At 49.4% G+C, this 13197-nt stretch carries 15 protein-coding genes and 3 pseudogenes; 9 read left to right on the forward strand and 9 right to left on the reverse strand.

Annotation, left to right across the window (positions count from 1 at the left end; all coding sequences use genetic code 11):
* Positions 1 to 17: 17 nt before the first annotated feature.
* Entirely contained in the window at positions 18 to 1232 is a 1215-nt protein-coding gene (alaC, locus tag ABIE29_RS18830; RefSeq protein ID WP_429620238.1) for an alanine transaminase, read from the forward strand.
* A 369-nt stretch (positions 1233 to 1601) separates the two neighbouring features.
* Positions 1602 to 2126 carry a cytochrome b gene (locus tag ABIE29_RS18835; protein WP_429620240.1) on the forward strand — a complete coding sequence of 175 codons (525 nt, stop codon included), beginning with the start codon at positions 1602 to 1604 and terminating at the stop codon, positions 2124 to 2126.
* Positions 2127 to 2194: 68 nt separating this feature from the next.
* Here ABIE29_RS18835 and ypdK read toward each other — a convergent pair whose 3' ends face one another.
* Positions 2195 to 2269 carry a membrane protein YpdK gene (gene ypdK, locus ABIE29_RS18840; protein WP_099782600.1) on the reverse strand — a complete coding sequence of 25 codons (75 nt, stop codon included), beginning with the start codon at positions 2267 to 2269 and terminating at the stop codon, positions 2195 to 2197.
* Between the two features lie 486 nt (positions 2270 to 2755).
* On the reverse strand, positions 2756 to 3202 hold the full coding sequence (locus ABIE29_RS18845) for a hypothetical protein (protein WP_429620428.1): 447 nt from the start codon (positions 3200 to 3202) through the stop codon (positions 2756 to 2758).
* A 211-nt stretch (positions 3203 to 3413) separates the two neighbouring features.
* On the opposite strand from ABIE29_RS18845, the gene ABIE29_RS18850 reads away from it, so the two are divergent.
* Positions 3414 to 4322, forward strand: a complete 909-nt coding sequence (locus ABIE29_RS18850) for a winged helix-turn-helix domain-containing protein (protein WP_429620242.1) — start codon at positions 3414 to 3416, stop codon at positions 4320 to 4322.
* Between the two features lie 130 nt (positions 4323 to 4452).
* Positions 4453 to 4593: a hypothetical protein gene (locus ABIE29_RS18855; RefSeq protein ID WP_429620244.1), complete on the forward strand. Its 141-nt coding sequence runs from the start codon at positions 4453 to 4455 to the stop codon at positions 4591 to 4593.
* Positions 4594 to 4669: 76 nt separating this feature from the next.
* Here ABIE29_RS18855 and ABIE29_RS18860 read toward each other — a convergent pair whose 3' ends face one another.
* The 3 genes and pseudogenes from ABIE29_RS18860 to ABIE29_RS18870 all read right to left on the reverse strand — a co-directional run.
* Positions 4670 to 5590, reverse strand: a complete 921-nt coding sequence (locus ABIE29_RS18860; protein ID WP_429620246.1) for an endonuclease/exonuclease/phosphatase family protein — start codon at positions 5588 to 5590, stop codon at positions 4670 to 4672.
* Positions 5591 to 6152: 562 nt separating this feature from the next.
* Complete coding sequence (locus ABIE29_RS18865) at positions 6153 to 6692, reverse strand: DUF2058 domain-containing protein (protein WP_202672939.1); 540 nt, start codon at positions 6690 to 6692, stop codon at positions 6153 to 6155.
* A gap of 278 nt (positions 6693 to 6970) precedes the next feature.
* Positions 6971 to 7354: pseudogene (locus ABIE29_RS18870) on the reverse strand (transposase); the annotation flags it as partial.
* Between the two features lie 209 nt (positions 7355 to 7563).
* On the opposite strand from ABIE29_RS18870, the gene ABIE29_RS18875 reads away from it, so the two are divergent.
* Positions 7564 to 8193, forward strand: a complete 630-nt coding sequence (locus ABIE29_RS18875; protein WP_429620248.1) for a hypothetical protein — start codon at positions 7564 to 7566, stop codon at positions 8191 to 8193.
* A gap of 153 nt (positions 8194 to 8346) precedes the next feature.
* On the opposite strand, the gene ABIE29_RS18880 is transcribed toward ABIE29_RS18875, so the two are convergent.
* The 4 genes and pseudogenes from ABIE29_RS18880 to ABIE29_RS18895 form a co-directional block, all read right to left on the reverse strand.
* On the reverse strand, positions 8347 to 8568 hold the full coding sequence (locus ABIE29_RS18880; protein ID WP_429620250.1) for a DUF7079 family protein: 222 nt from the start codon (positions 8566 to 8568) through the stop codon (positions 8347 to 8349).
* A 299-nt stretch (positions 8569 to 8867) separates the two neighbouring features.
* Positions 8868 to 9398, reverse strand: coding sequence for a T6SS immunity phospholipase A1-binding lipoprotein Tli1-KP (tli1, locus tag ABIE29_RS18885; RefSeq protein ID WP_429620252.1), 531 nt, complete (start codon positions 9396 to 9398; stop codon positions 8868 to 8870).
* 68 nt (positions 9399 to 9466) lie between these two features.
* A complete protein-coding gene (locus ABIE29_RS18890; protein ID WP_429620254.1) occupies positions 9467 to 9994 on the reverse strand; it encodes a DUF3304 domain-containing protein in 528 nt (175 codons plus the stop codon).
* A 68-nt stretch (positions 9995 to 10062) separates the two neighbouring features.
* A pseudogene (locus ABIE29_RS18895) lies at positions 10063 to 10440 on the reverse strand (DUF3304 domain-containing protein); the annotation flags it as partial.
* Between the two features lie 484 nt (positions 10441 to 10924).
* On the opposite strand from ABIE29_RS18895, the gene ABIE29_RS18900 reads away from it, so the two are divergent.
* The 4 genes and pseudogenes from ABIE29_RS18900 to ABIE29_RS18915 form a co-directional block, all read left to right on the forward strand.
* Positions 10925 to 11515, forward strand: coding sequence for a hypothetical protein (locus ABIE29_RS18900; RefSeq protein ID WP_429620256.1), 591 nt, complete (start codon positions 10925 to 10927; stop codon positions 11513 to 11515).
* Position 11516: 1 nt separating this feature from the next.
* Positions 11517 to 12311, forward strand: coding sequence for a DUF6708 domain-containing protein (locus ABIE29_RS18905; protein WP_429620258.1), 795 nt, complete (start codon positions 11517 to 11519; stop codon positions 12309 to 12311).
* A gap of 17 nt (positions 12312 to 12328) precedes the next feature.
* Positions 12329 to 12538, forward strand: coding sequence for a hypothetical protein (locus ABIE29_RS18910; RefSeq protein ID WP_429620260.1), 210 nt, complete (start codon positions 12329 to 12331; stop codon positions 12536 to 12538).
* A 213-nt stretch (positions 12539 to 12751) separates the two neighbouring features.
* A pseudogene (locus ABIE29_RS18915) lies at positions 12752 to 13177 on the forward strand (DUF6708 domain-containing protein); the annotation flags it as partial.
* Positions 13178 to 13197 lie beyond the last annotated feature (20 nt).

A 13197-nucleotide genomic window follows, 5' to 3' on the forward strand; every position in this document is an offset into this window, starting at 1 on the left:
GTCTCTTCGAGGTAACTATGTCTGATCACAACCCGCGCCGTTTCACGCGCATCGAACGCCTGCCCCCTTATGTATTTAATATCACCTCTGAACTGAAGATGGCCGCGCGCCGTCGCGGGGAAGATATTATCGATTTCAGCATGGGTAACCCGGACGGCCCTACGCCGCCGCATATCGTAGAGAAACTCTGTACCGTAGCCCAGCGTGACGATACGCATGGCTACTCAACCTCACGCGGTATTCCGCGCCTACGGCGTGCTATTTCGCACTGGTATCAGGAACGCTATCAGGTTGATATCGATCCCGAGAGCGAAGCCATTGTGACCATTGGCTCGAAAGAGGGCCTGGCGCACCTGATGTTGGCAACGCTCGATCATGGGGATACGGTGCTGGTTCCCAACCCAAGTTACCCGATCCATATTTATGGCGCGGTGATCGCCGGTGCGCAGGTGCGTTCCGTGCCGCTGGTGGACGGCGTGGATTTCTTTGGTGAGCTGGAGCGCGCCATTCGTGAAACCATCCCTCGGCCGAAAATGATGATCCTGGGTTTCCCGTCCAACCCGACGGCGCAGTGTGTGGAGTTGGATTTCTTTGAGCGGGTAGTGGCGCTGGCGAAGCAGTACGATGTGCTGGTGATCCACGATCTTGCCTATGCCGATATCGTCTATGACGGCTGGAAAGCGCCTTCGATCATGCAGGTGCCGGGGGCCAAAGACATTGCGGTAGAATTTTTCACCCTGTCAAAAAGCTACAATATGGCCGGCTGGCGTATTGGCTTTATGGTGGGTAACCCTGAGCTGGTTAGCGCATTGGCGCGAATTAAAAGCTACCACGACTACGGCACCTTTACCCCGCTTCAGGTGGCCGCAATTGCCGCATTGGAAGGCGATCAGCAATGTGTGTTGGACATTGCCGAGCAGTATCGCCAGCGCCGTAACGTGCTGGTGAAAGGGCTGCACGAAGCAGGTTGGATGGTAGAGAATCCGAAAGCCTCGATGTATGTGTGGGCGAAAATTCCCGAGCCTTATGCGCACCTGGGGTCGCTGGAGTTTGCCAAGCGTCTGTTGGCGGAGGCTAAAGTGTGCGTATCGCCGGGGATCGGCTTTGGCGATTACGGCGATACCCATGTGCGTTTTGCCTTGATTGAAAACCAGGATCGTATCCGCCAGGCGGTGCGCGGTATTAAGGCGATGTTCCGTGCCGATGGGTTACTCAAGCCAGCGACCAAATAACATCGCGTTTTTGCCTGAGACTCGGCAATCGTTGTTGCCCCTCACCCCAACCCTCTCCCACGGGGAGAGGGAGCTGTTAGTCCCTGCTTTTTGGAAGTAAGGAGGTAATCTTAGCCAACTCGCTCGTCCCCTTATCCAAGATGCCAGAGCTATGAGCGGTCTGTTTCCTCGAGGAGGGGCTGATTCAGTGCGGTGGTCAAGTAGGTTTCTGTACCTATGGCAAACTCGCTCGGTTCCCTCTCCCTGTGGGAGAGGGCTAGGGTGAGGGGGCGTGTTAAGTGCTCACAATCCTGATTTTTCTTCGGCTTAAGGTTGTCTTCAGTTGTTATCCGCTATGCTCAGCTAATACCGTATTTAGTGGGAGTCTCTATGAGCGTACGCTTTGCAAAATCACAAATTCTGCTGCACTGGCTGACGCTGGTGATGGTGATCCTGACTTACAGTGCCATGCTGCTGAAGGACTCGGTGCCGGATGACAGCGTGGCGCTGGTGAAGGATCTGCACTTTAACTTTGGCCTGTCGGTGTTTGTGCTGATGTTTATTCGCCTTGGGCTACGCCACCGGCATCCTACGCCGCCGATCACTCCGGCCTTGCCGGGATTGCAGGCACTAGGGGCGAAAATTCTCCATTCGGTGCTGTATCTGCTGTTTTTATCGTTGCCGATCTTGGGCTTCTTGACGTTGGCCTATGGTGGCAAACAGTGGATGCTGCTGGGCTGGCAGGTGCCGCAGTGGGTCACACCCGATGCGGGCATACGCCGCACGCTGAAAATGGTGCACGAAACCTTGGCAAACACGGGGTATTTCATCATCGGCGCTCATGCCTTGGCCGCGCTTTATCATCACTATCTGCGGGGTGACGACACCTTGCGCCGGATGATGCCCGGCAAATAGTTCGTGGTGCAGAAACAACAAAGGGGCGTTTCTACGCCCCTTTATCTATGTACCTGGTGAGGCTGCGGTTAGGCAACCATCAGCATGAAGGTGCCTACCCATGCAACCAGCATGAATGAAACGCCCATCAAAAAGTATTTCACGTAATAACTCCTTAGTGGAGCCCTCGCAAGCCAACGATCCCGATTGTTGTCTGAGTATTTTGTGGTAAATCAGCGGCGGGTGGCGGGTTCTTCAATCAGAAAGAACAACGTCCTGAGCTACGATTTACCCGTCGTTGCGATTCAAGTTCCTTGAGGTTAATCAGGGATCACAACAGGATCGGCGCTAATGTACTCCCAAAATCCTACCCATTTCAATACTGTGTTTTTGATCACATTTATTGCCGATTTTTTACCCTGCCAGGGTGTGTTTTCAAGGCGGTTTCCCCTGTTAGGAGGAGCAAGGCATCAGGCCACAGCGCTGACGCTGGCAATCAGGATAGCCCAGAAGACCAGACAAGAAAGCAGGATAGCGGCCCAGACATGACGGCGATTGAGTTCCATTTTTAGCCTTCACTTTTGCAATCGGTAGTTGGTTAATAACCTATCGGCGCAAAACGGTAAAAATTTACTCTCTGGGCAAACTATTTATTCTGACGACGGGCGGATCGCCACTACCGAGGTATGCACTTCATAGCCCAACAGGAACAGGGCTTGCTCAAGGGCTTCGACCTTCGAGGCATAGGCCACATCCAGCAATCGATCGATCTGAGCGCCATTAAGACCCATCTGGCGGGCCAGCAGTGCTTTTGAGGTGTTGCTGTGCAACATATGGTTATGCAGTTCCAGCTTTAATTTCACCAGCACCGGCAAATGCAGAGCGATGTCATTGGCCTGCAACGCGGAGGCTACGGGTACCGGACGACCTTCTTCCATTTCAATGGCGATAGCCGTCAGCAGGCTTTCCTGCGCCTCCAGTTCGATGTCCTCACGTTTGTAGCAGGCGGCCTGCTGCTCGGGGAAATCGCGTAGGGTAATTTGCCAGGCATCGCTTTCGCTGTCGAAGGCGTAATGGGCGGGATAGTGGCAAGGCATCATGTTTCCTGCTTCAGGGGGAAGTGAGCCGCATTGTGACCGGTTGACGACAACAATGCCAGTGATTGGCATCCTTAAAGCGCGGGGTAATCGTTATGTAGGTTGCCAAGCGGAATTTTGTTGCGACATATCTTTTTTGGACGGTGACTGAGGTTTTATTGGGAATTGATGCCAGAATTATTCTACAAGCCCAATGAAAATCCGGATTAACATGAAATACAGATTTAACGATCGTGTGCTGTTTGATGATGATAGCGGAACGTTGGGGCCAAGCGACTTTTCCGACGAGCCGACTCCTATTTCCAATCCTGCCAAACGTCTTTTGCTATTACTGATCGCCAACTATGGCAAACCCGTGGAGCGGGAGGTGATTTTCAAAAAGGTGTGGGACGACTACGGCATGATCTCCAGCAATAACAACCTTAATCAATGCGTGAGCAAGCTGCGTCGGGTGCTTAAGGTGATGGGGATCGATGATGAGGTGATTGTCACCGTGCCGAAGATAGGGTTTATGTTGCGCCGCGAGATCCAGGTTGAAATCAGCCAGGAAGACGATGAGCATTTTACCCCGCTGGTCCCTGTACAGACGGCGGGTGATGAGGCTTATTTGCCAGTAGAGAGCGAGCTGGAAGCGGAAGCCGTGGCCGAGACTGACGATGATGTTGTCGTAGCAGCCGAGGTGGGCGATGAGCCAGATCTGCCGACAAGCGCAGAGGTTGCCACTCCTGCCAACAAAAAACGTCTTGGTTGGGGGCTGATCGCTACGCTTGCTGGTTTGGTCTTTGTACTGGGGATCGCAGCTACGATGTACGCCACCAATTCGCTTGCCAGACAGGAGGTGTTTCTTGGCAAGGCGGGGAGTTGCAAGGTGTTTATGTCGACATCCACGCAGTCAGGTGTCCCTAGCCCCGGTCTGAATCAGGACATGTTGTCCTATGTGCAGCAACGAAAAGCCGAATGCCGGGCAGATGAATATCTGCTGGTGGTACGCAGCAACCAGGTTCGCTCTTTTATTTCTGGCGTTAGCCGCCTGTTTTTTGTGCGCTGTACCATCGTACGTGAGCATAAAATAGAGTTTTGCTCAGGGCTAGAGAACGACAGTTTGCCGTTGTTGCAGTGAGGCTGGTCGGATCATCGCAACGGCAGCCAGATTTTGTTGGTGATGAGAGCAATAAATCGCCAGGTTGTTTGAATTTTGTATGATTTGAACATGGAACAAACGTGGTCGATGGGCAAACCTGCATTCTACGGTGGCATTCTCAGAGTTTCAGGGCAGTGAAGTTGATGCAAACGGCGTAGCGGGTAATATGTCACGTGAACAGAGCGATAGCTTCTTCGAACGTCTCAATCATTACCGTTCCATCGATAAAAAGCAGGCCAAGACGGCCTGAAAGAACTAAGGCCCCTGAACTGGACAGCCCTGCCAAATCAGGCGCAGCCCAGTTCCGGGTTTTTTAATAGGTTGGCTTAATTATTTTTTATAATCATCTCGACCGGATAATGATCGGAATACTGATCGGTGAAATCATCCTTAAGCACTTTTACGTCAACCAGATCGTTTTTCATCGCTGGGGAGACATAAATATAATCATAGCGCAGTGGGGTTTTTGCCTGATCGTAGAAGATTTTGGTCGGTGCAGTGGCGACAAAGGTCGACGGGTATTTATGCTTCAGCACGTCAATATAACCGCGATCCAGAATATTTTGCTGAACGGTGTAGTCCATTTTGCCATTGACCAGATTGTGCAGGATCGGCCTGGCTTTCTCTTTTTCAGCCAGATCCTTGGCCATCACACTTTCGTTATAGCCACTCTTATCCAGCGGGGAGAAGGAGTTGAGATCGCCAGCAATAATCCACTTACCGTTCGGATCGTTGCTGTACCTGATGGAATCGAGGATCAGCTCCATCTCATCGATGCGCTTCGAGGTCCAGAACGGGTTCATATGGGTGACGACAAAGTGATAGTTACCCACATCGGCAAATAGCGCGCCGTGCCACAGGTTATCCACCTGCTTATGGACGTTGACGATTGGATATTTGGAGGTGATGGCGGTTGGGAAGAATTCGTCATTAGTTGGATCGTTCGACTCTTTGAGCAACACCGCATATTTATGCCCATAGCCTGCAGCAAATTTTTCTAATGAGTCCCGGGTAAAATGGTTCATTTCCTGCCAGGTGATAATATCGGCATTCTGCTGTTTCGCCCATTCAATAAATTTCTGTTTCCCTTCTGACTTATCGGACTTCATTCCCCAATAAGCATTGTAGCTGATAATTTTTAGCTCTTTTTGATTGTCAAGTCTATCTTGTGCAGCGGATAGCGAAGAGTAACTCAACAGGCTTAAACCCGCGCAGATTGAGAGAGTCATTAAATTAAGCTTATTCATTAAAAGTCCTTATAATGAGTTTTTTTATTCCAAGTTTACTATCTATTTGAATAGACTATAATTTATAACTCAGTCTGTTTTTAGCTTTTAATGCTGGATAGGCAATGTAATTATCATTCTGTGATATTCATCACCACTTATCATTTTATTTTCCTGGCTATTATTTAAACGGTTTTGTGTTTGATAGCATGCAATTATTTAGCGCTATGCCAATGATAAACTGAACCGTCAGGTGCCGCTATTTAGTTTGACGTGAAATTCTGCCATCAGAAGAACAGCGTTTTTTCAGCGCTATCAAGCGGGCTGGCGCTCAATGCGCAAGAAGTCAAACCGGGCCATTTTGGTAGCTAGCAGGTGTGGGTGTGCAGCGATGAACTTCTGGCAAAGCAGCAGGGTAAAGCGGATTTGAATTGTGGTATTCCCGCGCTAAACGCCAGCAGCCGGCAGCAGGATTTGGCCGCATTCAATAACGGCCTGAGAAGTGGCAAGCCTCACCGTTTATGGCGGAGAGCAACCACCTGAAATCCTCAAGCCGTGGCTGGGTAACTATTTGAAATTCCAGTTACCACATCAGATCGTCAGGCACGACAAAATCGGCATACGGATCTTCTTCATCTTTAGCTTCTTTACTCAGCTCGGCATTTAATACAATACTACTTGCATCACGCTGCGCAATTTTATCGGCCACGATCGCGGGTATAATCGCGTATTCGCCATCAGGGTTCTTATCGGTAATCAGACGAGCAATGGCAAGGCGGCCACTAATCAATTGAGATTGAGTCGTCTTATCCACATATATTTTTTTAATTAAATTGTTATCTGTGAAGTTATAACCAATATCGCCATTTGAAATAACGATCCGGTTCATTTCAATGAGCTGCTTTACCTGGGCTTTATATTCTTTAGCTAAGGCCGCCTGCTTTTGCTGCTCATTCAACTGTTTATCACGTTCAATCTGTGCCTTTTTGTTTTCTTCCACGGCCTCTCTTGCCTCACGAGCCTGAACCCGCGATTTTTTGGCCGTTCTTTCCACTTTCGCCAGTTTTTTACTGTTGACCAATCCAGCTTTAAGCAGCTGCTCTTGTAATGTTAGCTTTGCCATGTTCGTTTCCGAAACCGATTAAATAATGCTTTGGATTATACCCTTAACCTGAGAGGTTGTGCTAGGTAGTGGGAATAGGTCACGCATCATATTGATAACACTGTATATCCTGATCCCCAGCGCCAGTATGGTTGCTGAATTTGCAGTGGCCGAACATGTTCGGCCTGAGTTAACCCATTGGTTACTTGCCTACCGTGAGCACCTTCTCCTTGCTTTCCCGCGGCTTTGTTGAATAAATCCTATTTGGAATAAGCCTCCCCGTAGCAGGTTGGTGCCAGTCAGGCGATACGCACACTTTCAGGCATACCAGCCTTCGTCATTTTGTTCAGCGCACGCACCATGGCCATAGCCTCCGCAACCTGACTATCGTCATCACGCAGCGTCAGTGAACCACCGAACAACGGTTTTACCCTGTACATCGCCGTTTCCGCTATCGAGCGACGGTTATACTCCGTTGTCCATTTCCACCGCGCATTGCTCCCGCTCAGCCGCTGATTAGCAACCGCTCGGTTACGGTCTGCGTACTCACCCGGCCAGTAACCTGCTCCCTTTCGGGGAGGGATGAGAGCGCTGATTTTCTTACGGCGCAGTTCATCGTGACATAACCGGGTGTCATCAGCCCCGTCCGCTGCCGCTGACCTGATTTTTCGGTGGGTCTGCCTGTGTTGCTTGAGGATGCGTGATCTGATCCTTCAACTCAGTAAAAGTTCGATTTATTCAACAAAGCCCCGTTATAGGTGTGACCTTAATAAATTACTATGTTTCTACAAATACAGATGTGAGAATATTGCATCTGTATCTTAACCATGATAAAAAGTACGGAGAATTAAAGTAGTATGATGGATGACTACTCTGTAAATAAGGAAATATAATGCATTTTTATAAATATAAAAGGCCTGCGAAATTCACGGGTTTGATCATTACTATCATAATGCTGTCTGGATGTTACTCATTTAGCGAACATACGTTCTGCCCGTTCGGGATGGAATTCGGGAAAGACACCGATTTTAGCGCGCTCGTTATTGTTGACGGAAATAATAATCAAATATCCCGAAATAAACAAAAGACCATCCTGAAAGAATCGCGTCTCTATTCATCAAAAGTCATCAATGATACCTATGATCTCGCTGAGTATTTGTGCGTAAACAAAGAACTTCCAGAAGAAAAGTATCAGCGGCTAGAGGATATAGCTAAAATATATCTTCATTCATATGTTGTCCCCCTGTGGACATGGTCTGAGAACGGGAAGATGCAGCCTGCACCGTTGCTACAGGCTCTTGAAAATAATGATCAAGGCCATGTCATTACAGGAACACTCTGTGTGACTGGATTATGCACCCATACAGAGCACGAGACGTTTTGTAAAAAAAGGGGGCGCACGGAATTAGAAAATACAAAATTGAAAAAATTACTTTCTGATTACTATCTTGTTCAAAAGAAATATAAGTTAACCTATCCGAAAGAAAAAGTCATGAGTTATTGCAAGGGGCCGAAATGGTAGGTTAACTGAATCGGTGTAGATTACACGCGCCTGAAAAAATTTTAAGACAATGGTATTTGCAAATTAATGTGCCCGCACAGAAATAGGGGGTTGATATGCCATTGTTCATCTATCGTATTCATCAGGGAGGATGATTACTGTCTGGTAATCTCTTCAGCATTCATACTCCAGTATGTTCCATTCTTCTTTATAGATCATCTTTAAACAGATAACGGTGATTTTATGCCTGAGTCGGTCAGTGAGTTTTTTACGCCGATATTCACATAAATTCGCCCATAGCTCATCCTTATCAAACCTACACCAGACATAATGTACAGGAGTAAGCTGATTAGTGTGGCAGACAGGGGCTGCCCATTCAAAAAAACAGTTCTTCACTCTGCCAGGAGGAAACTAGTAGCTTATGGAAGCTATGTATTCATAATCCACATCGTGATCAACAAAAATATCTGATAAAGCCAGGTATAATTCGCGATTCGTCAGCGTCTCTTTCACGGTTAAACCTCTTTTACGGGTTTTATTCAGTCGATGTCAGAAAATCAGTGTAAAGAGTTCTTACCTTCTGCTTACCGGAAGAGTTGCCATTGTCTCCCGACAGTAGCTGGACTTTCCTGATATACGGGAAATCTTTAATACTAATCCAGTGTACGGGTTCAACAATCCAAACTCAGTTTCCGTTATTTCGGACATACTTTTGGCTCCTTCATCCTGATGGGCTCTTTTATCGGGTAGTTGGCATTTCTCGGCGACCAGCAGCTGGTCGTCACCTTCACGTTATCACAGGGCAAAAAATGCACCGTGATGCCGCAGACATCCTGGCCGTTATAGTCGGGAACCGGGACGGTTTTGCTGTGCTGCCGTTTTTGGGCATCTATGCCTTTTTTCCAGGCAAGATACTTATTCTCATCAGCAAATCCGGGGAAACCAACTGATGAACCCTGCCCGGTTTCCCAGTCAATACGTACCGTCATACCCGGCGTCCACCGGGCGGGCACGCTGTAGCAGCAGCCTCCACCGCCTCCCTGGAACGGGCCAATAATGTCGATGCCCGACTGGTTATCCACGCTGAAGTGGTTAATTGCCCATTTGGTGTGGTTGATGGCTTTAATGGTTCCACCGCCACCACCTCCGGCCTGAGCAGCAGGCTGTGAGCAACCGGTTAACAGCAGCAGGCCCGCCAGCAGCGAACTTAAGAATGAATATTTCATCTGACTTTCCTTACAGAGGCGGGACTAAAGGGGAAACGGTGGCGGCACCCAGGCTAAATCGGTTTCCATTATCTCGGACATACTTTTGGCTCCTTCATCCTGATGGGCTCTTTTATCGGGTAGGACGGACTGCCGTAGGTGTAGCAACTGGTCGTCACCTTCACATCATCGCAGGGCAAAAAGTGCACCGTGATGCCGCAGACATCCTGGCCGTTATAGTCGGGAACCGGGACGGTTTTGCTGTGCTGACGGTTCTGAGCTTTAATATTCCTTGCCCACTCTAAAAACTTCTTCTCATCTTCATATCCTGGGAAACCAACTGATGAACCCACCCCGGTTTCCCAGTCAACTCGCACCGTCATACCCGGCGTCCAGCGGGCGGGCACGCTGTAGCAGCAGCCGCCACCGCCCCCCTGAAACGGACCAATAATGTCGATGCCCGACTGGTTATCCACGCTGAAGTGGTTAATTGCCCATTTGGTGTGGTTGATGGCGTCAATGGTTCCGCCACCGCCTCCGGCCTGGGCAACAGGCTGTGAGCAACCGGTTAACAGCAGCAGGCCCGCCAGCAGCGGGCTTAATAATGCATGTTTCATCTGACTTTCCTTACAGAGGCGGGACTAAAGGAGGAACGGCGGCGGCACCCAGGCTAAATCGGTTTCCTTTATCTCGGACATACTTTGGGCTCCTTCATCCTGATGGGCTCTTTTATCGGGTAGTTGGCATTTCTCGGTGACCAGCAACTGGTCGTCACCTTCACGTCATCACAGGGCAAAAAGTGCACCGTGATGCCGCAGACATCCTGGCCGTTATAGTCAGGAACCGGGACGGTTTTGCTGTGCTGCCGATGACTGGCTTTGATTTTTTTTTCCCATTCCAAATACTTGTCCCATTTTTCATATCCAGGGAAACCATCTGTCGATGCTTCTCCACTTTCCCAGTCAATACGTACCGTCATACCCGGCGTCCAGCGGGCGGGCACGCTGTAGCAGCAGCCTCCACCGCCGCCCTGAAACGGGCCAATAATGTCGATGCCCGACTGGTTATACAAGCCAAGAGCAATCTCTTTAGGAAATAAAATGGCGAAAGGTACCCAGAGTACTGGAAGGCCGATGGACAAACACCAGGCGTAGGTGTCTTGCCTGAGAAACGGATAAGGTTTCAACATAGAAAAATATTCCTTTAATAATAAATTTGAAAGTTTTGGGATTGAACAACCTCCCCAGAGGGGGATCGTATCGGGATGCAATGAGGAGGGATAATCGTTAATAAAGATCAATAAGCCGAGACCGATCGTTTAAATCTATCGCCTAAATCGATCATTGATATAAAATTGATAGTCAAAAGCTATGTAATATCTGTATTCGATCGGCGAAACAGATCGAATGCATGGCAGGTTGTCGGGCATACGTTAAAAGAAGCGATGCCAGAGCAACTTGGCCAGAGAGAGCAGTCGGTAGCGGACCTGTTTTAGCCACTTTCTTAAAATATGTGACTCCAGCAGGGCCTCTACGCTTTCGTCAAAGATGTTACCTACAACGCGGATGAAGCTTTCCTGTGCCGTAGTGGTCATCTTCTATGTGTATGTGTTGTTGGATAAGAAGGACTGGTTGGGGTATCAGGTTACGCCGGAAGGTTTTTTACGCTTGTTCAATGCGCATGAAATGCCGGAAGGCGGGAAAGTTGAATCACTGAGTGAAGCCTGTCGGACAGCGAATCATGATATCCTTACCGGCAACCCGACGGTGAAGGGCGTGGACTACCGACGAGTGGACTTCCGGGTCAGTATGCCGGGCTGGGTGGACGGCAGCGGAGGCTGGTCGGTACAGCTTACCGGGGGTGGGAAGACACTATTCGCTAAATCCGATAATGCGCCAGAGACAGCGGACCATGATCAGCGCAGTGGGCCGGAAGGGTATGACAAATACATATGGCAGCGGGATGGTGTAATTGGCGAAGATGGTCAGGAGAAAGGCCCCTGGAGTCTGAGTCTGATGGTTAGTGTCTGGGTACCTGCCAGCAGGACGCCGGAGGTGACATTGACCGCATCCTACTGGCCGGACATTAAGGACCCCGAAAACAAACTGAGCATGACAATTAACGCAACGCAGGGATGAGATGATGGGAAAGATTAAACGGAGGCTGGCAAAGCCGGTAGAGCATGAAGACCAGATTCGTCCACGGCTAAACCCTCCAGTGCGAGAGTGGAGTGGGGATTTACCCGAGTGTGCGGAGGACTGCGGTTTTCCGCCAAAGCTTATCCGGGTGAATGAGCTGAATGATGTGTGGGTGGAGATCCCGCGGTATGTTAATTTTGGCTGGGGGGGGATGTGGCCAATGATATTTTTATCTATCCTACCGCTAATGATAAGCGTCTTTTTTCTCACCCTGCCAGGCATTATTTCATCTATATCAGGATGGCTTGTCTTTGGCTCTTGTACTTTCTTTTCATTGTCACTTTTTACATACCTTCTAAAAATGATTCTTTTCGAACCTCGTGGAGCCCCTGTCCGTTTTAACCGCAAACGGCAAAAAGTTTATGTCTACGAATTCAAAAAAAGCTTCCTGCCGTGGAGACGTTGGCACCCGGTAATTAAGGTGTTCGACTGGAAAGATATTCACGGTGAATGGGTGATGAGGCGGGCGCATGCCGACTGGGGGCACCGTATTTATTGTTCAGTCTGCAAACCGGGCACTCTGGATGTAGTGGACCGCTTTATTCTGACCTGGACGGTAGGCGGGACAGACGAAGCGGGAGGATTATGGAGCTTCTGTCGGCATTACATGGAGAAAAAATCGGTACCAACCGCACCGATGTATACCGACAAGCCACGGGACTGGACACCGTTTAAAACTGTTCAGTGGCCGGCGGATGTGGAGCGCGAATCCAGTACGGCACCGGAAGACGATTAACGCAACGCAGGGATAAGATGATGGGAAAGATTAAACGGAGGCTGGCAAAGCCGGCGGAGCACGAAGACCAGACTCGTCCACGGCCATCGGTCTATGACGGGACGATGACTTACGCCAATTTTAAAACGCTGCTCAATAGCGATGAGATGGGGCATTTCCTTAACAGCGACGTATTCAGGCAAACAACCGCAAGTTTGGTGATGTCGCTGAATGGGGCATTTAGCTAATTCCACGATATCGGGAATCGAGATGGTGTCCGTTCTGGCGACTCTTCCCGATTATAGCCAGCCCGGTTCAGATTGGCTGGTTGAGTTAGCAGCCATTGGGAGTGGGGGCCGTGAAGTGCTGGCGCGTAACGGTTCCCCGACAAAGCTTGCAGGCCTGGCCAAACCAGTACCTCAGACTGTTGAACTGACTCATATCATGAGCATGAATGCGGTCGCCGTAAAATCTACGTATATAACTACAAAAAAGACCGTATCCCCTGGTTTAAATGGCCGGTCATTATCACCCACTATAACTGGGCTGATGTTCATGGTGAAATCCGTTATTGCAGTGACCGCTATCGTTCGGGGCATCAGCTCTGGGGCTCAGTGTGTGAACCCGGAACCTATAACGTCACTCATCGTTTCCAGCTAGCTGACGGCAATCCTGCCGAATTACAGCAAATCTGGAGCTATTTGTGCCTGTACATGAAAGGCGAGCCGGTGCCTGATGAGGCAGTCAATAAAGGTCGCCCTGACAGCTGGCGTCAACGTAAAGCAGATAAATGGCCTGAAGAGTGGGAACGGGAATCTACCACCGCTCCCGGTGGCGAACATCCATCTGTTTCACGCCAAAAAGTATTAACTGACTCTGTAAAATAACCTCTGGCAGGCATCTGATG

It is taken from the genome of Serratia sp. 2723 (genome assembly GCF_050434425.1).
Classification (GTDB): Bacteria; Pseudomonadota; Gammaproteobacteria; order Enterobacterales; family Enterobacteriaceae; genus Chania.